A 21,026-nucleotide genomic window follows, 5' to 3' on the forward strand; every position below is an offset into this window, starting at 1 on the left:
CGCCGTGCCAGCGACGGACCGGCCCGATGGGCCGTCGCTTTGGCTGACATATTCGCGTCGATTATTCTGTGGTGAACCGCCCCTTGTTTGCCGGAGACCCAGAAGTAAGGATACTGGGTTATGGGAAAGACGAAGAACGGAACACGTTATCCAGAGGAACTGCGCGCCCGAGCGGTGCGGATGGTTTTGGATCACGAGGCAGAATATGCGAGCAGATCGGCAGCAATCTTGTCGATTTCTCAGAAGGTTGGATGCAGCAGGGACAGCCTGCGCATCTGGGTCAAACAACATGAGACAGACACGGGTAAGCGTGATGGTCTGACGACGGTTGAGAGGGAACGCATCAAGGAACTTGAACGCGAGAACCGGCAACTGCGTCAGGCCAATGAGATCCTCAAAAAGGCATCTGCTTATTTTGCACAGGCGGAGCTCGACCGCCCATTCCGCAAATGATTGCCTTCATCAAGGAGCACCGAAGCGTGCATGGGGTCGAGCCGATGTGCCGTGTTCTGCAGATTGCCCCGTCGACTTTCTACGAGCATCTGGCCGTTGAACGCGAACCTGACCGTGCATCGGATCGCGCCAAGCGGGATGCGTATCTGCGCAAAGAGATGAAAGACGTTTGGGAGAAGAACAGATCAGTCTACGGCGCACGTAAACTGTGGCATGCAATGAAGCGCGAGAGGATCGATATCGCCCGCTGCACGGTTGAACGCTTGATGCGCCAGCTTGGTATTCAAGGCGTTCGGCGGGGCAAGAAGGTCAAAACCACCTATGGTCAGCCTGCCGATCAATGCCCACTGGACAAGGTTAATCGCCAGTTCCGGGCTGCGATGCCAAACGAGCTTTGGGTGTCCGACTTCACGTTTGTGTCCACCTGGCGGGGCTTCGTCTACGTGGGCTTTGTCATTGATACCTTCGCCAACCGGATCGTCGGCTGGAAAGCATCGACAACACAGGACACGCAGTTTGTCTTGGATGCGCTCGAACAGGCGATCCATGCGCGCAGACCTGCTGAGAAACTGATCCATCATTCAGATCGCGGATCGCAATATGTATCGATCAAGTACACAGAGCGTTTGGTCGATGCAGGATTGGAACCATCCGTCGGCAGCGTCGGCGACAGCTATGACAATGCACTGGCTGAGACAATCATCGGCCTGTTCAAAACGGAAGTCATCAACAGGCTGGGGCCATGGAAGTCCAAAGATCAGGTCGAATGGGAAACCCTGCAATGGGTCGATTGGTTCAATAGGGAACGCTTGCTCGAACCTCTCGGCTACATCACACCAATCGAAGCGGAGGAGAAATACGAACAAGCCTTGAAATCAAACAAAATCGCAGCTTGAAATACGAACTCAACAGTCTCCGGCAAAACCGGGGCGGTTCAGTGGATGTGCTTGGCGGGCATCAAGTGCTCTAGACCTATGGGCAGACGCGCCGTCCCCCGGTCCGTCGCTGGCACGGCTGAACTTAACGTCCGCTCCGTCCCAAACAGCCGTCATTCCTTGGGGCGGTGCCCTCAAATTTCCTCCACGGTCACCTTGTCGCTGGCATCAAACGCCAGGTGGTCTTTGATCCGTGCCACGTCGTCCTTGGGGGCCTCGTAGCTCCACGCGGCGTTCTCAATCGTCTCGCTTTTGGTGACGATGGAAAAATAGCTCGCATCGCCCTTATGCGGGCAGTGGCTGCTGTGATCGGTGGCATCCAGAAACGCCATGGCGATATCACTGCGCGGGAAATAGATCACGTCCGGCAAATTGCCTTCACTCAGCACCAGCGCGTCTTTGGATTCCCCAAAACAGCGCCGCCGGCGCGGACGCTCCAGGTGCCTGGTGCCTTGGTGATCGTGATCTTTGTCATGCGTTTTCCTTCCCCGGTCGTGCGTGTCTTGGTCTGTTGTCACCCATCGGTGTCACAGAACTATGTCATAGCGGTTCGGTCGCCGCCAGAAGCCATTCGCGCACAGCACCGGTGACGCGCGGTGCGACCTTTTCCCGACAGGCGGTGTGATAGGCATTGAGCCAGTCACGTTCTTCCCGGCTCAGCCAACCTGCGTTGATCAATCGAGTGTCGATGGGCACGAAATTCAGCGTCTCAAAGGCCAGGAAATCACGGGCATCCGCGCCGGGCAGGGGTGGGGCCTCGGTCACGTAAACAATGTTCTCGATACGAATGCCAAACGCGCCTTCCCGGTAGTAGCCCGGCTCGTTGGAGACGATCATTCCCGGCTCAAAGGGCACGGAGGAGACCCGCGAGAGCCGCTGCGGTCCTTCATGCACGCACAGATGCACGCCAACGCCGTGACCTGTGCCGTGGTCATAGTCTTGCCCGGCGGTCCAGAGTGGGAAGCGGGCAATGGCGTCCAGATCACGGCCCGCCAGCCCCTTTGGCCAGCGCAGGCGGCTCATGGCAATCATGCCTTGCAGAACACGGGTATAGGCGGCGCGTTCGTCTTCACCCGGTGTTCCAATAGGAAGCGTGCGGGTGATGTCGGTGGTGCCGTCTTCATACTGCCCGCCGCTGTCGAGCACCAAAAGCTCGCCCTCCTGCAGTGTGCGATTGCTGGTCTCGGAGACGCGGTAATGGGGCAGGGCGCCATGGGGGCCCGAACCTGCGATGGTCTCGAAACTGATATCCAAAAGTTGGCCGGTGTCGCGCCTGCACGCCTCAAGTTTGCGCACCACGTCGATTTCGGTGATCGTGCCCGGCGCTTGCGTGTCAAACCAACTCAGGAAGGTGCACATCGCGGCGGCGTCACGCAGATGCGCCTCGGTGGTCGCCGCAATCTCGGCCTTGGTCTTGCGCGCCTTGGGCAGAACGCAGGGGTCATCGCCAAACACATGCGCCACATCAGCGTCGACCAGCGCGTCCAGAACCGCCTTTGGCGCGCTGGATTTGTCTATGCGCACAGGACCGGCGAGGGTGGAAAGCGCCTTGGTAAAACCATCAGGTGGCGCAATTTCAACGTCGTTGCCCAGATGCGCCCGTACCTCGTCATTCAGCTTTGCCGGGTCGATGAACAGCGCCACCTTGCTGTTGTCTTTCAGAATGGCAAAGCCATGCGCCACTGGGTTGCGGGGAATGTCACTGCCGCGAATGTTCAAAAGCCAGGCCAGCGAGATCCGTGAGCGTAATGACCGCCGCCTTGTGACCCGCTTCGTTTAAAGCCTTGGCCAGTTCGCTGCGCTTTTCGGTATGGGTTTTCCCGGCCAATGCGTCGGGATAGACCCGCACGGCCCCTTGTGGCGGTGCCGGGCGATCCGGCCAGATGCGATCCACAAGGTTGCCTGTCGCGACAAGAGTAATGCCGCTGTCTACTAGACCCTTTTCAATCGCCTCCAATTGCTCGGGCGTGTAGAGCCAGGGGTCAAATCCCACCTTGCCGCCGTTGGGCAAAGCGTCTTTTAGCCAGTCGGCCGGCTTCGTCTCGGGCCAGTTCACCGGCGCGAAGTGCTTTGTGTCCACTTGCGCCCGCACCTGCGTGCGGTAGCGGCCATCGACGAAAACACCTGCACGGTCCATGAGCGCAATGCAAAATCCCGCGGAGCCTGTGAAACCTGTGACATAGGCCAAACGATCATCACACGGGGCCACATACTCGCCCTGATGCGCATCGGCGCGCGGGATCATGAACCCGTCCAGACCCTCGCCACGCATCACGTCGCGCAGTTGCGCAAGCCTTTGTGGCCCTTGGTCAGGCGAGGCGGTTTCAACGAAGGATTGAAAAACGGTGTCAGGCATTTGGGTCATGCCCTAGTGCTAGACAAGCAGCACTGTCAGATCAACGGGGGTTTTGAATGGAAGGGGCAGAGACGAAGGCCGGTCGGGCGGGTTTCAGCCTGCGACTTGATTGAAATACCGGGGTGAACCCCGGCCTACAGGTGTGGGCGTCGTTTTTCTCATCTCCGACACTCGGAGCGCTTTTAACTCGCCTTGCGCATGCCCATCACACGAGCCCGCGCACGTGGATCGCTGTCAAAGAGGGCGGCCAGCTGTTCGGTCATCGCACCGGCCAGTTGATCCGCGTCAGTGATCGTAACGGCGCGCTGATAGTAGCGCGTTACGTCATGGCCTATGCCAATCGCCAAGAGTTCGACTTGCCGGCGCTTTTCCACCATAGTGATCACATCGCGCAGGTGTTTTTCCAGATAATTCGCGGGGTTAACGGACAAAGTTGAATCGTCCACCGGCGCGCCATCTGAGATCACCATCAGAATTTTGCGCGCCTCGCGGCGGTTCACCAGACGTCTGTGCGCCCATTCCAGCGCCTCGCCGTCGATGTTTTCCTTGAGCAGACCTTCTTTCATCATCAGGCCCAGATTGGTGCGGGTCCGGCGCATCGGTGCGTCGGCGGATTTGTAGATGATGTGACGCAAGTCGTTCAGACGTCCGGGCAGTTGCGGACGGCCCTCGTTGAGCCATGCTTCGCGGCTTTGCCCGCCTTTCCAGGCGCGCGTTGTGAAGCCCAGAACCTCGACCTTCACGTTGCAGCGTTCCAGCGTGCGCGATAGCACATCTGCGCAGATGGCGGCGATGGAAATCGGTCGTCCGCGCATCGAGCCTGAATTGTCCAGAAGGAGCGTGACCACTGTGTCGCGGAACTCGGTGTCTTTCTCCACTTTGAAGCTCAATGGCGTGGTGGGGTTGGCCACCACGCGCGCCAGGCGGCCAGCATCCAGAATGCCCTCTTCGCGGTCAAACTCCCACGAGCGGTTCTGCTGCGCCTGAAGGCGACGTTGCAGCTTGTTGGCCAGACGGCTTACCGCGCCCTTGAGCGGCTCTAACTGTTGGTCGAGATAGGCGCGCAGACGTTCCAGTTCGACGGGTTCCGCCAGGTCTTCGGCATGGATTTCTTCATCAAAACCAATGTTATAGACGGCATAGTCGGGATCAGCGTCCGAGATGGGCTGCGGCGGAGGCGGCTCTAGCGGTGCCTCGCCTTCGGGCATCTCGGTCTCATCGCCCATTTCCTCGTCAGCCATGTCATCCATGCTGACCTGGGCCTGGGCTTCGTCTTGCTGATCTTCCTGGCTTTGCTCAGGGTCGGCATCTGCCTCGGACTCGTCGCTGTCATCGTCGCCGGTGCTTTCCGGCTCGTCATCCTGTTCGGTCTCTTGCTCGGCCTCGTTTTCCTGCTCGTCATCCATCGAGTCAGGATCATCGCCAAGCTGATCCCCATAGCCCAGATCATCAATAATCTGACGCGCAAATCGTGCAAATTCCGTTTGATCCGAAAGCTTTGCCTGCAGATCATCAAGTGTACCGCCCGCTTGATCCTCGATAAAACCTTGCCACAGCTCCATGACGTTGGCCGCCCCTTCCGGAAGGTCTCGTCCCGTGGCCAGATGCCGGATCAGATAGCCCGCGGCCGTGGCCAAAGGTGCCTCTGAGGCATCCTTGATCTGATCATAGCCCTTGCGCAACGCCTCGGCGCCGATTTTGGCGTCGATATTGCTATGCGTGCCCGGCATGTCGCGCGCGCCCATCGCCTCGCAGCGGGCGGTTTCCATCGCCTCATACAGATCGCGTGCCATCTCGCCGGGAGGGCAATAGCGGCTGTGCAGACCTTCATCATGATACTTGTGCCGCATGGCCAGCGCATCGGCCGTGCCGCGCGCTTGCAAAACCTCATCACGGGTCATCCGGCGGCTCACCTGCGGCAAGCGCATTGTATCGCCTGACAACCCGGCAGGATCGACGGAGTAAGTCACGCTCAGTTCAGCATCATCGGCGAGAACCTTTGTGGCCTCGGCGAGCGCTTTCTTGAACGGATCAGCAGGGTTGTCGATGGGTTTGGTCATAGCTTTGGAAAATGGAGGCGGGTTGGGGTGAAGTCCAGTTGTTAATCAAGTATTAAGTGTAGGTTTGCAATGGTCCGGACGGATGACTATCTTTCTTGAAAGACGAGGTGTCCTGATGGCGGACAACACGGAAAATCACACAGTCCAGCTGGTGCGCGAGATGCGCAAAGAGATGAAAGACGGCTTTGCAAAAGTGGATGAGCGCTTTGATGAAGTAAACCTGCGCATCGACGGGCTCACATACATAGGTACAATGCTTGCGGGCAATATGGGTGGGCATGATCAGCGTCTGGAAGCCCTTGAAACAGCTGTCAGCGACCTTCAAAAGACCTAGTGCTTCGCCCACGTCCTTACCCCAAACTTGTGCTCGCAGCACTTTCCGGCAGTTCCTCGTCAAAACAGCGCTGATAAAACTCCGCCACGGTCTGGCGCTCCAGCTCATCGCATTTGTTCATAAATGTCAGTCGGAAAGCATAGCCGACATCCCGGAAGATATGCGCGTTCTGGGCCCAGTTGATCACGGTACGCGGGCTCATAACGGTACTGAGATCACCATTCATAAAGGCCGTGCGCGTTAGGTCCGCGACCGTCACCATCTGACCAATGGTCTTGCGTCCGGCCTCGGTGTTCATCACAGGGTTCTTGGCGATGACAATCGCCGTTTCGGCGTCATGGCTCAGGTAGTTTAGCGTCGCCACAAGGCTCCACCGGTCCATCTGTGCCTGGTTGATTTGCTGCACACCGTGATAGAGCCCGGTCGTGTCGCCCAGACCGACGGTGTTGGCCGTGGCAAAAAGGCGGAAACAGGGGTGGGGCGTGATGATCTCGTTCTGGTCAAGCAGTGTCAGCTTGCCGTCATGTTCCAGCACGCGCTGGATGACGAACATCACATCGGCACGGCCCGCGTCATATTCGTCGAACACAATCGCCACGGGATTGCGAAGCGCCCAGGGCAATATGCCCTCATGGAATTCAGTGACCTGCTTGCCATCGCGCAGCTTGATCGCATCCTTGCCGATCAGGTCGATCCGGCTGATGTGGCTGTCGAGATTCACCCGAACGGCAGGCCATTTGAGACGTGCAGCAATCTGCTCGATATGAGTCGATTTGCCCGTCCCGTGATATCCCTGGACCATCACACGGCGGTTGTGAGAAAAACCAGCCAGAATGGCCAAGGTCGTGTCGGGGTCGAACTTATACGTGCTGTCAATCTCAGGCACGCGATCCGTGGCCTCTGCAAAGCCCTTAACGGTCATGTCTGTATCAATCCCAAACATGTCACGGACCGAGATTTCCTCGGTCGGTTTCACATCGCGGTCCATGGTGCCGTCGGCCATTTGCCTCGTCCTTCAATCATCGTCTGTTCGCTGCGTCTCGCTGTGCAACATATCGCTCGGAAGGGCAAGGGAAAGGGAAAGATTTACTGGCCGCTCCCCGCGATGCGCCCTAGGTTTCTACAGGCAAGGCGCGGAAGCTAAGAATGGATCGCAAAGAGCTTGAAACACTGATTGCCAAATGCGCTCTGGGAGACCGGGCTGCATTTGATGCGCTTTATGCTGCGACCTCGTCGAAACTTTTTGGCATTGTTTTGCGTATCTTGAAGACTCGCGCTGAGGCTGAGGAGGTGCTGCAGGAAGTATATGTCAAAATCTGGCAAAAGTCGGACCGTTACGCCGCGGGCGGATTTAGTCCAATGACCTGGGTGATCACGATTGCTCGAAATGCGGCCATTGATGCGTTGCGGCGGCGCAAAGGTGGCGCCGAGGCTTTGTCAGAGACGGTTATCAACACGGTGCCTGATGCTGGACCCGGGCCAGAGGTGCTGGCGGTGCAGGCCGGAGAGCGGGCGCGCTTGATGGGCTGTATGTCCGAGCTGGAACCGGATCGTGCAGAGGCGGTGCAGGCCGCCTATCTTGAAGGTGACAGCTATGCAGACTTGGCGGAACGGTATGATGTGTCGATCAATACGATGCGAACCTGGCTGCGGCGCAGCCTGTTGAAACTAAGGGAGTGCCTGTCGCGATGAGCGCAGACGCAGACAAAGACGACGATCAGGCCCTGGCCGCAGAATACGCGCTGGGCCTCATGTCTGCTGAGGAGGCGGCAGCGTTTGAAGCGCGCCTGGCCTCTGAGCCTGCGTTGCGCACGGCCTATGCGCAATGGGCCGAGAATTTTGCGGCGATGGCAGAGGATATTCCCGAGGAAACGCCGCCTGCACGGGTGCGCGCCAAGATCAAAGCGCAATTGTTCCCGGATGCGGAGCCACAACGGGGCAATTGGATGAGACGGTTTGGTCTGGGTGCTGTGGCGCTTGCGGCGTTGGTCGCGGCGCTTTTCCTGACTGTGGATTTGCCCGGCCAAGGTGTGTCGCCACCTGCAAACCCTGTTTACATCGCTGATATGGCCTCGGACGATGGCGCTTTGGTCGTGCATGCGGGGTATGACGCCGAGACCTCAGAGCTTTATATCAAGCGAGAGCAAGGTGAGGCGCGCTCTGGCCGCGCCTTGGAGCTTTGGCTCATCGCTGGGGAAAATCCACCAGTCTCGCTTGGTGTGTTGCCTGAAGATGATGCGACGCGTGTTCCTGTGACGCCTGAATTAGCGGCCTCGCTTGAAGGTGGTGTATTGGCAATTTCCGATGAACCTTTAGGTGGGTCTCCCACTGGCGCACCGACTGGCGATGTGCTGGCTGTAGCACCGCTGTCGGAGGTCTGATTTCAAAAAAATCGCACTAAGGTGAAACTTTCTCCTTTCGCCCGCGTGACTGCTGTCGTGGTCAGGCAATTGGCTTGGCGTCGGGTCAAAAGAGGAGAAACCCAAATGTTCGATCTGAAAACCATAGCCGCGACTGCTGCGGTGTACTTAGCCATCACGGCGTCTGCCGCCTTTGCGGGCAACCCAGAGGTAGGTGGGGCGCCTATGTATGCGTCCAAGAATATCATCGAGAACGCGGTGAATTCTGCGGACCACACTACGCTTGTGGCCGCTGTCAAGGCTGCTGATTTAGTCGATACCTTGATGGGCGAAGGTCCATTTACGGTTTTCGCGCCGACAAATGATGCCTTTGCTGCTTTGCCCGAAGGCACGGTGGATGCGCTCTTGAAGCCGGAGGCCAAAGAGCAACTGACGCAGGTCCTGACCTGTCATGTTGTGGCCGCAGATGCGATGAGCGCAGCGATCAAAGGCATGATTGACGATGATGGCGGCAGCCATGTGGTGCCGACTTTGGGCGGTTGCATGCTCAACGCCACGTATAATGGTGATGCGATCATGCTTGAGGACGAGCAGGGGCGCATGATCTCGGTGACCATCGCCGACGTGCAGCAATCCAACGGCGTTATCCATGTGGTCGATCAGGTTATTCTCCCAGCCAAGTGACGAGTGACACCCCGGAGAGAAGTGCAACAGGCGCACCATCTGTCCCCCGGGGCGCGCGGGGCAGGAGGGAGACATGGACCACCATGCCTGCCCCGCAACTTACCCATAAGTCGCTAAAACGGAGAGAAATATGCAACGACGGGCGTTCATTCTTAGTGTTCTGTCTGGGAGCTTCGGCCTTTCTGGCTACCGCGCCACCGCCGCAGAGGACGCGTTTGAAATCACCCGTACGGAGGCCGAGTGGCGTGCGATGCTGACCGAATTGGAATACCTTGTGATGCGTGAAGAAGAGACTGAGCGCAAATTCAGCTCACCGCTCAACAAGGTGTACGATCCGGGAACATATCACTGTCGGGGCTGTGATCTTGCGCTCTATGCGTCTGAGCACAAATATGACAGCGAAACAGGCTGGCCGAGCTGGTGGCAGGCAATGCCGGATGCCATCGGCACCAAACCGGACCGGTCATGGTTTATCACGCGCACCGAGTGCCATTGTCGCCGCTGCGGCAGTCACCTTGGACACATCTTCGACGACGGGCCAGAGCCAACCGGCGAGCGGCACTGCATCAACGGGGTGAGTTTGGTATTCAGGCCTGCTGCGTAAGTCGGCTTACTTGAAATTCCGGCTTTGCTTGATCTGGTCCCAGGCCCAGACCACTTGTTGCAACTGTTCTTCCTGGCTTCGATCGCCGCCGTTGATGTCAGGGTGAAGCACCTTGATCAGCGCTTTGTAAGCCTTGCGAATTTCGGCTTTGGTCCAATTGTCCTTGGCCTCAAGAATTTCAACGGCACGGCGTTCGGTCGGCGGTAGCTTGCGTTGGCCCCCTCGGTTTTTGCCTGGGTTTTGCGTCGCATTGCCGCCCAGAACCTGATGCGGGTCTTCGATACCCAAACGCGCCCAGGCGCGGGCCTCGGGGTCTGACATTGGTTTCGTCTGGCGCTCCCATACCTTGTCAGACGACATCTGAGCGTTGATTTCCGCCTCGGTGGTGCCGTTAAAGAAGTTCCATCGCAGATTGTATTCGCGCACATGATCTTTGCAGAACCAAAAAAAGTCATCCAACACATCGGGCGCCTTGGGCGCACGATACTTGCCCGGCTCGTTGCATCCGTCAAAGTCGCATATCCGAGTTGATGTTTCGGACGCACCAGACATGCCCCTGCGACCGCGGGGGTTCTTCTTCTTGGCTGAAGAGACGGACATGTCGAATCCGAAAGGATCTTCTTTGGGCATGTGTCTAACCTAGGTGACTCGGAGCAGAGAGTTTATGTCATTGGCAGGCGATTAGAAGGGGTCTTGGCAGAAATTTTTCCGTGAATTCGTTTGGAGATTGGCTTTGGCAATGCTTTGCCGGTCTTAACTGCTACTTTTTTGGGCACTTAGGCCTTTTCGATCTCTGGTTCGTCTGTTTCTACGACATCTTCAGAGGTGTCGACCTCGTCAACTGGTTCGTCCCGTTCGGTCTCGTTTTCATGAGCTTCGTGGACATCCTCTTCGTCCGCCCGCGCCTCGACCAAGGCTTCTAGCGCATCTGCTTCGGTCAGTCGGCGGAATACCAGCACACTGCGATAGATGGTCTGCGTCGACGTCAGACCCTGGCGTTCTTCGCTGGGCAGAATATCGGCGCGTTGAAACTCCCAGCCGTCTGCCGCCAGTTCATTCATCGCAGTTTCCAGAGCATGGGCAAATCTGGCCTCCGCTCCTTTGACACCACGTTTTTTCTTGCCCTTCGCGGGAGCGGGAATGACCTTGTATTCGTACATAAAAAACGCCTGCCTTGGTCCAAATGAAGCCGGTATCCTAACCTTGTACGGGACACATGCAAGGGCTTAAAGCATCCGGTCTTTTTGCACAGTCTACCCTTTGGCCCAGAGGTCCTCGTAGACTTTTGAGATTTCGTCCGCTTCTCGTGCCGCGCTGAGTTGAAGAATTGCGGCTTCCTGCGCGGCATAGGACATGGTCTCAAGTCGTTCTGGCGCGTGCAAGAGTTCTGAGATCGTTTTTACAGTCGCCTGCTGATCTTCATCAGGCATAATCACACCACAGGTGCCTTGCGCCGCAAAGCTTCGGTAGTACCCCTGATCCGTGGCGACGAAAGGCACGCCTGAGGCCATGCCCTCCAACGGGGTCATGCCGTAGCCTTCGTAGCGTGGCAGTTGCACAACAAGTGACAGCGCCCGCATCAACGCCGGCAGCTCTTCGGCTGGAACCTCGCCGGGAAAAAGAATGCGGTCTGAAAGTCCGGCCTGTTCGACTTTGCCCTGCAATCGCTCCAGAAAGGCTTGGTCAGACCGCGCAGCACGGCCCAGAACCAGCGCCGTTAGACCGGGATGGCTCGGCAAAAGCGCAATCATCGCCTCGACAAACCGATCCGTGCCTTTTTCGCGCCGGATACGCCCGATCGTGGCGACACCCTGCGTTCCGGGAAAGCCTGTGAGCGACCACGCCTCGGCCCGGTTGCTGGCGGGATAGAACGTGTCCGTGTCCACGCCATGTGGGGCGATGGCGCGCACATTGGGCACAAAACTGGCGGCTTCGACGGTTGTGGCAATGACTGCGTCCATGCGCGAAATCAGCCAGCGTGGAAAGGCTGAATGCCGCCGGATCGCCGCCGAGGTGAAAACGATTTTCACTGGCAGGCGCAGCACATCGCGTGCCCAAAGGGCCGCGCGCATTTCGGTATTGCGGCGGACGTGCCAGATTGTGAAGGGGCGGTCCTTGGGGCGTTGGCGCGACAGCGAGATTGCCTGGGATTTGGAAATCGGAGTTGGGCAGCCGGGCAGGGGCTGACCGGCTAGTGCAAGGTCGTATGTCTGCATATGCTGACGGACCACGTTGGCCGCGGTCGCGGACACACCGGTGAAGTTCCGGTTGAAATTTGTGACGATCAGCTCTGGCACAGCGCCGCGCCCCCAACGTTGATGCGCTTTCGTGACTACCCCAGGCCCAATGCCTTGGAAAGGGTCCGCGCAAAACTCTCAAGCTCATCGGATTGCGCCGCGGCAAAGGCGCTTGCGGTGTCGCGGTGTTTGGTAAGCTCGTCGGGGGCTTGAGCCAATCTGATGATCATTGTCCCAAGTGCCTGGGCATCTGCCACCTGCTGGGCGGCACCAGAGGCATGCAGATCGGCATATGTGTCGCCGAAATTGGCATAAAGCGGCCCGTGCAGGATCGCGGACCCGGCATAGGCCGGTTCATAAGGGTTGTGCCCGCCAACATCCGAGAAGGACCCGCAGAGACATGTCAGCGGGCACAGGCGATACCACAACCCCATCTCGCCAAGGGTATCGGCCAGATAAACGTGGGTTTGCTCGGTGATGGGTTCGGATTTTGACCGCCGTGCCAATGAGAGCCCCGCACTGTCAATCAAGGCCTTGATATGATCCGCGCGCTCAGGGTGGCGCGGAGCAATGACGAGCAGAGCGTCCGGTTTTTCCTTCAGTAAGGCCCGGTGCGCGTCCAGCACGATCTCATCCTCGCCGGGATGCGTGGACGCGGCCAGCCAGACGAACCGCGTGCCAATGGTTTTAGTCGTCTGGCTGAGCGCATGGTCATCATAGGGCAGTGGCCCTGCAAGCGATTTGAGGTTTACGCCTTGTGCAGCGTGGATGAATCCCAAAGACCTCATATGCGCTTGGGTGCGTGCATCCTGACAATGGATCATTGTGAAATGCTGCAACAAATATTGTGCTGTTGTCCGAAACCGCGCCCAATTTCGTGCTGAGCTCTCCGAAATACGGGCATTGATCAGGGCGAGTGGGGTACCTGCCGCGTGTGTTTCAAGGAGCATCTGCGGCCAAAGCTCGCTTTCCACAAAAGCGGCAGCGTCAGGCCGCCAGTGACTCAGAAACCGTGTCACGGCAGCGTGGGCGTCCAGGGGCGCAAATTGATGCTGCGTTCTGGGCGGAAGGCGGCGGCCTATGATGTCTGCCGAGGTGGCGGTGCCTGAGGTAATGAGAAACGACATGTCGGGCGTATCAAGGCCCATCTGCTCAATCAGGCGCAAAACCGACAGGCTTTCCCCCACCGAGGCCGCGTGAAACCACAAGAGCCTGCCATCGGGACGGCCCGCAGTGGCATGGCCCATCCGCTCGGGTACGCGAGACGGATCTGTGCCTTGGTCCTTTAACTTTCTTGCGACCCGGCGATACGCCAGAGGCGCCACAAGATTGGCCGCACTCCGGTAGAGGCGCAAGGGCAGGGGCGCCTTAGTCATTGTGGGTTTTGCCTGATCATCAGCCGCCGGTGTGGCTCATGTGGCGCGACACGCGCCCATCCACGGTTTGGCGGGAATAGTCGAAATCATGGCCTTTTGGTTTGCGCTCAATCGCGGCGCGAATGGCGTCCTCCAACGGTACATCATTACCAGGATTGTTGCGCATCGGCGCACGCAGATCGGCCATGTCCTCCTGGCCGAGGCACATGTAAAGCTCTCCCGTGCAGGTCAGGCGCACGCGATTGCAGCTTTCGCAGAAATTATGGGTGAGCGGTGTGATGAAGCCGATTTTCTGACCGGTTTCCTCCAGTTCAACATAGCGCGCGGGGCCGCCCGTGCGCTCACTCAGTTCTTTGAGCGTGTACTGCTCGGCCAGCCGCATCCGCAGGTCTGACAGTTTCCAATACTGGCCCAGCCGGTCCTCATTGCCGATATCTCCCATCGGCATGACCTCGATAAAGGTCAGGTCCATGTCGCGGGATTTGCACCACTCGACCAGGGTGAACAGTTCATCTTCGTTAAAATCCTTGAGCGCCACGGTGTTGATCTTAATCCGCATGCCAGCGCGTTGAGCGGCATCAATGCCTTTCAGCACCTGAGGCAGCCGACCCCAGCGTGTAATGTCGGCAAACTTCTGTTCGTCGATTGTATCAAGCGACACATTCACCCGCCGCACGCCGGCCGCATAAAGATCATCGGCAAAACGTTCCAGTTGCGACCCGTTGGTGGTCAGCGTCAGTTCCTTGAGATTACCGGCCTCAAGGTGGCGCGTCATGGCGTTGAAAAACATCATGATATTGCGCCGCACGAGTGGCTCACCGCCGGTGATGCGCAGCTTTTCCACCCCGAGTCGTACGAAGGTCGAGCACATGCGATCCAGCTCTTCCAGAGTCAGCAGTTCTTTCTTGGGCAGAAAGGTCATGTTTTCCGACATGCAATACACACAGCGGAAGTCACAGCGGTCGGTGACTGAGACGCGCAGGTAGGAAATCGCGCGCTGGAATGGATCGATCAATGGGGCCGTCATAAAGGGGAAGGTAAGCAAAACCGCGCGGTGCGACAAGAGGGCGATGTCGGTGATTGAAGTCGCGGTCATGGCGGCCTAGTCTTAGGGTATGCGACATGTACTTTTGGTCATTTTGTCCAGTTTCATACTTGTTGGTTGTGCTGTGCTGCCCGAAAGCTGGCGTCCCGCGGCGGATAAGTCAGGTCAGGCGGCAAGTGAAGACAGCGAATTGCCCTCCGAAGCGCAAGCATCTGGCGATGTCGCGCCGCCAGCAGATGCGCGCACCGTCGAGGCCTTTGACACAACGACCAAACAAGAGCGCGCCGCGGCGGTGGCCGGGCCCTCTGGAGGAGAAAAACGCCTTGGCTCTACGATTGCCGCCTTGGGTGATGTGGCCGAGCCGGGGCTTTGGATCAAAACGCCGCTGGTGGATGCGCCTGCCAAAGGACGGGTCTTGCATGTGCCGACGGGCAGCAGTGTGGCTGTCGATCTTATCCCGCTTGAGGCTGATGCTGGCGCCGGAAGTCAGCTTTCACTGGCGGCAATGCGGCTTTTGCAAGTGGGATTGACGGATTTGCCAGAAGTTGAAGTGTACCGCGCAGGTAGCTGAATTTACAAATATTTTTCGGCCTCTTTACGGGCAAACCGTTTCATCTGTGGCGCATGTTCGGACATGAACGCGCGCACGCGATCAGGGTCATGCTTTGACAAGTCGCGCAGCCACCAGGCCACGGATTTTTGAATGAACCATTCCGGATCACGTACATAGGTTGCTGCCCATCCCAAAACGCGCTCCCGCGCGGTGTTCTCATGCGGTTTGGGGTGGTTTTGTTTGGTCAGTGGAAGGGTGATGACCATCGCGGCACGGCGGGTCCAGTGGCTGTGGGACTGGGTCCAGGTTTCGACCTCGTCTATGCGTGAAAGATCGGCCATCAGGCGTTTTTGCCCAGCCATCATGGCATGGTCTGCAATGGCCCAGCTGTCAAAACCGGGCAACCAGCTTGTAATCAGGGTCCAGACACCCTCATCCGGGGTGATCCGCGCTTGCGTGAGCAATTTGGCCGCAGCCAGCCGGGCCTCGAAGATATTTGTGTCCCATAGGGATTGGGCGAGTGCCACGCGATCATTAATCTGCATAGACTGCCGCCAGTTTTTGGCCAGATCGTTCAATGCTGGGTTTGGCACGCCCAAATAGGTGCGCGGGACCTTGTGGTAACCTTCCATGCCCTCGGCGCGTCCGGGTTCCACATGCGCACGCAGGGCCTCAAGTGCTGTTTCAAGTGAAATTGGCCCGGAACCTGTGTCCGGGGCAGGCGCGCTCATTCCACAGTCACCGATTTGGCCAGATTACGCGGTTGGTCCACATCCGTGCCTTTGGCGACCGCGGTGTGATAGGCCAAGAGTTGCGCTGGGATGGCATAGACAATCGGTGTCAGCACTGGGTCGACTTGCGGCAAGACAAGCGTCATCCATGTGTCTTCACCTGCGGCTTCGGCCCCTGGAGGATCGGTGATGAGGATCACCTTGCCTTCGCGCGCCATGACCTCTTGCATGTTTGAGACTGTCTTGCCGAAAAGCGCGTCTTGCGGGGCCATGACCACGACAGGCATTTCCTTGTCGATCAATGCGATCGGCCCGTGCTTCAACTCTCCAGACGCATAAGCTTCGGCATGTATATAGCTGATTTCTTTTAGCTTTAATGCACCTTCCAAGGCCAGGGGATACATCAGGCCACGCCCGAGAAAGAGCGCGTTGCCCGAATTCGCCAGACGGCTGGCCGCTTTGCGGAAGTCGTCATTGGTTTCAAGCGCAGTGTTGAGAACCGCGGGAATGGCGCGCAAACGAGAGAGTACTTCTTTCAGTTTTGTGGCCTCTATCTCGCCACGGTCCGACGCCGCCTTGAGGGCCAGCAAAAGCAAAACGGTCAGCTGACAGGTGAAGGCCTTCGTTGAGGCCACACCAATTTCGGTCCCGGCAAAGATGGGCAGGGCAACATCGCTTTCGCGGGCAATTGAGCTTTCGGGCACGTTGACCACCGACAGGAGTTTGGTGGCCTTGCCTTCGCAGTATCGCAGGGCCGCCAACGTATCGGCCGTCTCTCCTGATTGGCTGACAAAAAGCGCCGCAGTACGATCCGACACGGGCGGTTCACGATAGCGGAATTCCGAGGCGATATCGACCTCAACGGGCATACCGGCCAGTTGTTCGAACCAGTATTTGGCCGTGAGGCACGCGTAGTAGGCCGTGCCGCAGGCCACCATGGTGAGCCGGTCATAATCCTTAAAATCAAGGCCCGCCTGCGGCAGATTCAGCGTGGCACCATCTTCATTCAGATAGTGCCGCAGCGCATCGCCTATCACGCCGGGTTGTTCGGCGATTTCCTTGGCCATGAAATGCTTGTGCCCGGCTTTATCAACACGCGCGTTATCCAACTGCACCGTGCGAATTTCACGATTGGCCAGGTTGCCGTTTTCGTCCTTTATTTCAACGCTTCCGCGCGTGACGACCGCAATATCGCCCTCTTCGAGATAGGCGATACGGTCGGTGAGCGGGGCCAGCGCAATCGCGTCTGAGCCGACATACATCTCACCCTCGCCATACCCGATGGCCAGCGGGCTGCCCTTGCGGGCCGCCACAATAAGATCATCCTCGCCATCAAACAGGAAACACAGCGCATAGGCCCCATCAAGCTGTGCGATTGTCTTGCGTGCGGCGGTCACAGCGTCGTCGCCGTCTTGCATATAGGCGTTGACCAGCATCGCCACGGTTTCGGTATCCGTATCGGTCTCGTTGGCCAGTCCCTTGGCGGCCAGCTCGCTGCGCAGTTCAAGATAGTTCTCGATGATCCCGTTATGCACCACAGCCACGGGTCCGGATTTATGGGGGTGCGCGTTGGCGACATTGGGTGCGCCATGGGTGGCCCATCGGGTATGTCCGATGCCCGCCTTACCCGGAAGAGGGTCATGCACGAGCAGGTCCGAGAGATTCACCAGCTTGCCCACCGCACGGCGGCGGTCAAGCTTGTCTTTGTTAATTGTGGCGATGCCCGCGCTGTCATAGCCGCGATACTCCAACCGCTTCAGCGCCTCTACGAGGGTTGGAGCAACCTCATGCTCTCCAAGAACACCAATAATCCCACACATAAGTCTTAACCCTTGTCCCGAATGGCTTTTTTCTTTTTCAAAATCTCAAACAGCTTGCGTGCCATGCCCGGTTTAACCTCTTGCCGCGCGCGTGCAATGGCCAAAGCTTCGGGCTCGACGTCATGTGTGATGACAGAGCCTGAGGCGGTCATCGCGTCGTCACCAACCGTCACAGGGGCCACCAACATCGTGTTGGAGCCAATGAACACACGTTCGCCAATCTCGGTGCGATGCTTCATGACGCCGTCATAATTGCAGGTGATCGTGCCCGCGCCGATGTTGCTGTCTGCGCCCACATGCGCGTCGCCCACGTAGCTTAGATGATTGACCTTGGCGCCTTCGCCCAACTGCGCGTTCTTGATTTCCACGAAATTGCCGATCTTGGCCCCTTCTGCCAGTTCCGCGCCAGGGCGCAGGCGCGCGTAAGGCCCGACAACTGCACCACGCGCCACGTGACAGCCTTCCAGATGCGAAAAGGCCCGGATATGTGCGCCGGATTCAACTGTGACGTCCGGACCAAAGACCACGTTGGGTTCAATCACCGTGTCGCGGCCAACAACTGTGTCAAAGCCAAAATAGACGGTGTCAGGGGCCTGCATCGTGACGCCGTTGTCCAAGGCCTCGCTCCGGGCGCGCGCCTGAAACGCCGCTTCGGCCTGTGCCAGTTCGGCGCGTGAATTGACGCCCAGTGTCTCGGCCTCGTCACAGGCAATCGCGGTGGCGGAAAGCCCCCGGTCACGGGCCAGCCCAACAATATCCGTCAGGTAAAATTCACCGGCTGCATTGTCATCGCCAACGGCGTCAATCAATTCGAACAAGACCTTGGCAGAGGCGGAGATCACACCGGAGTTGCAGAACGTGATGGCACGTGTCGCTTCATCTGCGTCCTTGAATTCGACAATCTTTTCAAGCGTATCGCCATTCATCACAAGACGGCCATACCGCCCGGGATCAGCCGCCTCAAAGCCAAGCACAACCACATCATGCGTGCCGCGTGCGTCGCGCATCCGGGCCAATGTCTCAGGCGAGATAAATGGCGTGTCGCCATAGAGCACGATCACATCCCCCTCAAAGTCGGCCAGTTCTGGTGCAGCCTGGGCCACCGCATGTGCTGTGCCTTTCTGCTCGGCCTGATGGGTGATGCGTGCGTCCTCATCATAGGCGCGCGCGGCTTTTTCGACCAACTCCGCGCCATGACCCGTCACCACAACGGTCCGCGCAGGTGCAAGCGATGCCCCGGCGCGCATGGCATGCACCAAAAGCGGTGCGCCCGCCACCTGGTGCAACACCTTGGGCAGGTCCGATTTCATGCGCGTTCCCTGACCAGCGGCCAGGATTACCAAAGCTGTACTCATCCGCGTCCTCGTTCCTCTCGGGCTTGCACGTTTTATAGGTTCGCAGGTGTCGCGCAAGGTCGCAGCCCATCAAAGTTGATTGCGGGATGTGACAAAGCCGTGCGAAAACCCGCCGAAAGCGTGGGTTAAAAGGCCGGATAGGGCCCTTAAAGAGCGGTGAAAATATGACAACAGTGGTGTTTGATCTTGACGGAACTCTGGCAGACACAAGTGGCGACCTGATCGCGGCGGCCAATGCATGCTTTCGTCAGATGGGTGTCGGCGACATGCTTAATCCTCAAAATGACGCCGCGACCGCCCTGCGCGGGGGCGGGCGATGCTCAAACTTGGGCTGTCACGCCTGGACCGCGCAGAGGATGAGGCCGAGATTGACCGTTACTATCCTGTGCTGCTTGAGGCCTATGGTCAGGCGATTGACCATCATACGGTGTTTTACCCCCGCGCAATGGAGACGGTCGAGACGCTGAAACAGAGCGGCTACAAAGTGGCGATTTGCACCAACAAGCCCGAAGGTCTGGCGCGGCAACTCATGACAAGCCTTGGGGTGCTGGACGATTTTGGCGCGCTTGTGGGGGCCGATACCTTGCCTGTGCGCAAACCCGATGCCGAGCCTTTGCGCCACGCGGTGCGGCAGGCAGGCGGCGACCCGGCGCGGTGTCTTTTGGTGGGCGACACAGTGACCGACCGCGAAACATCGCGTGCGGCAGGCGTGCCATCGGTTCTTGTGACCTTCGGGCCAGGGGACGACGATGTGCGCGCGCTGGAGCCCGAGGCCACCATCGACCGGTTCGAAGATTTGCCGGGCGTCGTGGCACGGCTTTTGGGATGACTTGACCCGACAGGGCACATAGGCGGATAGTTTAGACATGACCGAAGTCTTCAAAGGCAATTTTACCCAGCAGGAACCGATCCCTGACGAAGGGATTTCGGCGGCGCTTGATGTGCTCAAATCCGGGCGCTTACACCGCTACAATCTTGACCCCGGCGATGTGGGCGAAGTGGGGCGTCTGGAGCAGGAATTTGCCGCCTCTGTGGGCGCAAAGTACTGTTTGGCTGTGGCCTCAGGTGGATACGCCATGGCGACGGCTTTGCGCGCGATTGGGGTACAGCCCGGTGACAAGGTGCTCACCAACGCCTTTACGCTGGCCCCCGTGCCCGGCTCGATTGCCAGTGTGAACGCTGTGCCGGTGTTCGTGGGCGTGACCGAGAACCTGACGATTGACCTCGATGATCTTGAGGCCAAGGTGGATCAGGCCTCGGTGCTGATGCTGAGCCATATGCGCGGGCATTTGTGTGACATGGATCGGCTCATGGCAATTTGCGATGCCGCCGGGATCACGGTGATTGAGGATTGCGCGCACACGATGGGCGCCTTTTGGCGCGATGTGCCTTCGGGACGATTCGGCAAAATAGGCTGTTATTCGACGCAAACCTACAAGCATATGAATTCTGGCGAAGGCGGGTTTTTCGTCACCGATGAGGATGAGGTGATGGCGCGCGCCATTATCCTTTCGGGGTCTTACATGCTCTATGGTCGTCACGGCACGGTGCCGCCCGATGAGGTGTTTGAGCGCGTGAAATACACCACGCCGAATGTGTCGGGCCGCATGGATCATCTGCGCGCGGCTATCCTGCGCCCACAGCTGGCGAGTTTGGATCAGCAGTGCAAGGCGTGGAATGCGCGGTACAAGGCGGTGGAAGAGGGGCTGCGCAACACGCCGGGTTTGACGGTTGTCGACCGGCCAGAAGAGGAGACCTATGTCGGGTCTTCCATTCAGTTCCTGCTGCTGAATTGGAGCACGGAAGCGGTGAACGACGTTGTGGCCCGCTGTGCGGCGCGCGGCGTTGAACTCAAATGGTTTGGCGGGGCGGAACCCACCGGCTTCACCAGCCGCTATGATAGCTGGCGCTATGCGCCGTCGGAGCGAATGCCAGAGTCGGATCGCATCCTGCGTGGCATTCTCGATATGCGCCTGCCGCTGACCTTTTCGCTGGAGGATTGCGCGCTCATCGCCCGGATCATCCGCGCCGAGGTTGGTGCAGTTTGGCAAGGTCAGCAAGCGGCGGAGTAAAGCTGTTCATCTTCAGAGAGATGGACTGAATTTTCTGTAACCTGCCTGCAC

Annotated in this window: 18 protein-coding genes, 3 pseudogenes and 1 other annotated feature; of the genes and pseudogenes, 9 read left to right on the plus strand and 12 right to left on the minus strand. The window is 58.4% G+C overall.

Annotated elements, in window-relative coordinates; genetic code table 11:
• The first annotated feature begins 120 nt into the window (after positions 1 to 120).
• A protein-coding gene (locus tag RZS32_RS14815) for an IS3 family transposase (protein ID WP_422395913.1) occupies positions 121 to 1,349 on the plus strand; the annotation gives its coding sequence in 2 pieces (ribosomal slippage) (positions 121 to 415 and positions 415 to 1,349; 1,230 coding nt in all).
• Positions 408 to 524, plus strand: a sequence feature (AL1L pseudoknot). (Overlaps the previous gene by 117 nt.)
• A 173-nt stretch (positions 1,350 to 1,522) precedes the next feature.
• On the opposite strand, the pseudogene RZS32_RS14820 reads toward RZS32_RS14815, so the two are convergent.
• The 3 genes and pseudogenes from RZS32_RS14820 to cobT all read right to left on the minus strand — a co-directional run bounded on the left by RZS32_RS14820 (position 1,523) and on the right by cobT (position 5,804).
• Positions 1,523 to 1,863: pseudogene (locus RZS32_RS14820) on the minus strand (DUF427 domain-containing protein).
• Between the two features lie 65 nt (positions 1,864 to 1,928).
• Positions 1,929 to 3,744: pseudogene (locus RZS32_RS14825) on the minus strand (aminopeptidase P family protein).
• 182 nt (positions 3,745 to 3,926) lie between these two features.
• The gene (gene cobT / locus RZS32_RS14830; protein WP_317057733.1) at positions 3,927 to 5,804 is read right to left on the minus strand and encodes a cobaltochelatase subunit CobT; all 1,878 of its coding nucleotides are present in this window, start codon (positions 5,802 to 5,804) and stop codon (positions 3,927 to 3,929) included.
• A gap of 82 nt (positions 5,805 to 5,886) precedes the next feature.
• Between cobT and RZS32_RS14835 the strand changes: the two genes are divergently transcribed.
• Positions 5,887 to 6,138 carry a hypothetical protein gene (locus tag RZS32_RS14835; protein WP_317057734.1) on the plus strand — a complete coding sequence of 84 codons (252 nt, stop codon included), beginning with the start codon at positions 5,887 to 5,889 and terminating at the stop codon, positions 6,136 to 6,138.
• Positions 6,139 to 6,154: 16 nt separating this feature from the next.
• Here RZS32_RS14835 and cobS read toward each other — a convergent pair whose 3' ends face one another.
• Positions 6,155 to 7,141, minus strand: coding sequence for a cobaltochelatase subunit CobS (gene cobS, locus RZS32_RS14840; protein ID WP_317057735.1), 987 nt, complete (start codon positions 7,139 to 7,141; stop codon positions 6,155 to 6,157).
• Between the two features lie 143 nt (positions 7,142 to 7,284).
• On the opposite strand from cobS, the gene RZS32_RS14845 reads away from it, so the two are divergent.
• From RZS32_RS14845 to msrB, 4 genes are all read left to right on the plus strand, one after another.
• Positions 7,285 to 7,830, plus strand: coding sequence for a sigma-70 family RNA polymerase sigma factor (locus RZS32_RS14845; RefSeq protein ID WP_317057736.1), 546 nt, complete (start codon positions 7,285 to 7,287; stop codon positions 7,828 to 7,830).
• A complete protein-coding gene (locus RZS32_RS14850) occupies positions 7,827 to 8,519 on the plus strand; it encodes an anti-sigma factor (RefSeq protein ID WP_317057737.1) in 693 nt (230 codons plus the stop codon). The genes RZS32_RS14845 and RZS32_RS14850 overlap by 4 nt, the downstream gene beginning before the upstream one ends.
• A gap of 105 nt (positions 8,520 to 8,624) precedes the next feature.
• Positions 8,625 to 9,182 carry a fasciclin domain-containing protein gene (locus RZS32_RS14855; RefSeq protein WP_317057738.1) on the plus strand — a complete coding sequence of 186 codons (558 nt, stop codon included), beginning with the start codon at positions 8,625 to 8,627 and terminating at the stop codon, positions 9,180 to 9,182.
• 130 nt (positions 9,183 to 9,312) lie between these two features.
• Complete coding sequence (gene msrB / locus RZS32_RS14860; RefSeq protein ID WP_317057739.1) at positions 9,313 to 9,786, plus strand: peptide-methionine (R)-S-oxide reductase MsrB; 474 nt, start codon at positions 9,313 to 9,315, stop codon at positions 9,784 to 9,786.
• Positions 9,787 to 9,792: 6 nt separating this feature from the next.
• Here msrB and RZS32_RS14865 read toward each other — a convergent pair whose 3' ends face one another.
• The 5 genes from RZS32_RS14865 to moaA form a co-directional block, all read right to left on the minus strand.
• A complete protein-coding gene (locus RZS32_RS14865) occupies positions 9,793 to 10,416 on the minus strand; it encodes a J domain-containing protein (RefSeq protein ID WP_317057740.1) in 624 nt (207 codons plus the stop codon).
• Positions 10,417 to 10,562: 146 nt separating this feature from the next.
• Positions 10,563 to 10,946 carry a DUF4177 domain-containing protein gene (locus tag RZS32_RS14870; protein ID WP_317057741.1) on the minus strand — a complete coding sequence of 128 codons (384 nt, stop codon included), beginning with the start codon at positions 10,944 to 10,946 and terminating at the stop codon, positions 10,563 to 10,565.
• A gap of 93 nt (positions 10,947 to 11,039) precedes the next feature.
• Positions 11,040 to 12,083, minus strand: coding sequence for a glycosyltransferase family 4 protein (locus RZS32_RS14875; RefSeq protein ID WP_317057742.1), 1,044 nt, complete (start codon positions 12,081 to 12,083; stop codon positions 11,040 to 11,042).
• 35 nt (positions 12,084 to 12,118) lie between these two features.
• Positions 12,119 to 13,399, minus strand: a complete 1,281-nt coding sequence (locus tag RZS32_RS14880) for a 3-deoxy-D-manno-octulosonic acid transferase (RefSeq protein ID WP_317057743.1) — start codon at positions 13,397 to 13,399, stop codon at positions 12,119 to 12,121.
• A gap of 19 nt (positions 13,400 to 13,418) precedes the next feature.
• A complete protein-coding gene (moaA, locus tag RZS32_RS14885) occupies positions 13,419 to 14,426 on the minus strand; it encodes a GTP 3',8-cyclase MoaA (RefSeq protein ID WP_317057924.1) in 1,008 nt (335 codons plus the stop codon).
• Positions 14,427 to 14,514: 88 nt separating this feature from the next.
• On the opposite strand from moaA, the gene RZS32_RS14890 reads away from it, so the two are divergent.
• On the plus strand, positions 14,515 to 15,015 hold the full coding sequence (locus RZS32_RS14890; protein ID WP_317057744.1) for a hypothetical protein: 501 nt from the start codon (positions 14,515 to 14,517) through the stop codon (positions 15,013 to 15,015).
• A 2-nt stretch (positions 15,016 to 15,017) separates the two neighbouring features.
• Here RZS32_RS14890 and RZS32_RS14895 read toward each other — a convergent pair whose 3' ends face one another.
• Genes RZS32_RS14895 through glmU form a run of 3 tightly spaced genes read right to left on the minus strand, consistent with a single transcriptional unit; the run spans position 15,018 to position 18,903 of the window.
• The gene (locus tag RZS32_RS14895) at positions 15,018 to 15,728 is read right to left on the minus strand and encodes a DNA alkylation repair protein (RefSeq protein WP_317057745.1); all 711 of its coding nucleotides are present in this window, start codon (positions 15,726 to 15,728) and stop codon (positions 15,018 to 15,020) included.
• A complete protein-coding gene (gene glmS / locus RZS32_RS14900) occupies positions 15,725 to 17,548 on the minus strand; it encodes a glutamine--fructose-6-phosphate transaminase (isomerizing) (protein ID WP_317057746.1) in 1,824 nt (607 codons plus the stop codon). The genes RZS32_RS14895 and glmS overlap by 4 nt, the downstream gene beginning before the upstream one ends.
• Before the next feature lie 5 nt (positions 17,549 to 17,553).
• The gene (gene glmU / locus RZS32_RS14905; protein ID WP_317057747.1) at positions 17,554 to 18,903 is read right to left on the minus strand and encodes a bifunctional UDP-N-acetylglucosamine diphosphorylase/glucosamine-1-phosphate N-acetyltransferase GlmU; all 1,350 of its coding nucleotides are present in this window, start codon (positions 18,901 to 18,903) and stop codon (positions 17,554 to 17,556) included.
• A gap of 164 nt (positions 18,904 to 19,067) precedes the next feature.
• Between glmU and RZS32_RS14910 the strand changes: the two are divergent.
• A pseudogene (locus RZS32_RS14910) lies at positions 19,068 to 19,732 on the plus strand (HAD-IA family hydrolase).
• A 37-nt stretch (positions 19,733 to 19,769) separates the two neighbouring features.
• Positions 19,770 to 20,975, plus strand: coding sequence for a DegT/DnrJ/EryC1/StrS family aminotransferase (locus RZS32_RS14915; protein WP_317057749.1), 1,206 nt, complete (start codon positions 19,770 to 19,772; stop codon positions 20,973 to 20,975).
• The last annotated feature ends 51 nt before the right edge of the window (positions 20,976 to 21,026 follow it).

It is taken from the genome of Roseovarius sp. W115 (assembly GCF_032842945.2).
GTDB classification, from domain to species: Bacteria; Pseudomonadota; Alphaproteobacteria; order Rhodobacterales; family Rhodobacteraceae; genus Roseovarius; species Roseovarius rhodophyticola.

Excerpts from the sequence above, each read along its gene's own strand:
- cobT (WP_317057733.1), bottom strand. The coding sequence starts at position 5,804 with ATGACCAAACCCATCGACAACCCTGCTGATCCGTTCAAGAAAGCGCTC.
- RZS32_RS14835 (WP_317057734.1), top strand. The coding sequence starts at position 5,887 with ATGACTATCTTTCTTGAAAGACGAGGTGTCCTGATGGCGGACAACACG.
- cobS (WP_317057735.1), bottom strand. The coding sequence starts at position 7,141 with ATGGCCGACGGCACCATGGACCGCGATGTGAAACCGACCGAGGAAATC.
- RZS32_RS14845 (WP_317057736.1), top strand. The coding sequence starts at position 7,285 with ATGGATCGCAAAGAGCTTGAAACACTGATTGCCAAATGCGCTCTGGGA.
- RZS32_RS14850 (WP_317057737.1), top strand. The coding sequence starts at position 7,827 with ATGAGCGCAGACGCAGACAAAGACGACGATCAGGCCCTGGCCGCAGAA.
- RZS32_RS14855 (WP_317057738.1), top strand. The coding sequence starts at position 8,625 with ATGTTCGATCTGAAAACCATAGCCGCGACTGCTGCGGTGTACTTAGCC.
- msrB (WP_317057739.1), top strand. The coding sequence starts at position 9,313 with ATGCAACGACGGGCGTTCATTCTTAGTGTTCTGTCTGGGAGCTTCGGC.
- RZS32_RS14865 (WP_317057740.1), bottom strand. The coding sequence starts at position 10,416 with ATGCCCAAAGAAGATCCTTTCGGATTCGACATGTCCGTCTCTTCAGCC.
- RZS32_RS14870 (WP_317057741.1), bottom strand. The coding sequence starts at position 10,946 with ATGTACGAATACAAGGTCATTCCCGCTCCCGCGAAGGGCAAGAAAAAA.
- RZS32_RS14880 (WP_317057743.1), bottom strand. The coding sequence starts at position 13,399 with ATGACTAAGGCGCCCCTGCCCTTGCGCCTCTACCGGAGTGCGGCCAAT.
- moaA (WP_317057924.1), bottom strand. The coding sequence starts at position 14,426 with ATGACGGCCCCATTGATCGATCCATTCCAGCGCGCGATTTCCTACCTG.
- RZS32_RS14890 (WP_317057744.1), top strand. The coding sequence starts at position 14,515 with ATGCGACATGTACTTTTGGTCATTTTGTCCAGTTTCATACTTGTTGGT.
- RZS32_RS14895 (WP_317057745.1), bottom strand. The coding sequence starts at position 15,728 with ATGAGCGCGCCTGCCCCGGACACAGGTTCCGGGCCAATTTCACTTGAA.
- glmS (WP_317057746.1), bottom strand. The coding sequence starts at position 17,548 with ATGTGTGGGATTATTGGTGTTCTTGGAGAGCATGAGGTTGCTCCAACC.
- glmU (WP_317057747.1), bottom strand. The coding sequence starts at position 18,903 with ATGAGTACAGCTTTGGTAATCCTGGCCGCTGGTCAGGGAACGCGCATG.
- RZS32_RS14915 (WP_317057749.1), top strand. The coding sequence starts at position 19,770 with ATGACCGAAGTCTTCAAAGGCAATTTTACCCAGCAGGAACCGATCCCT.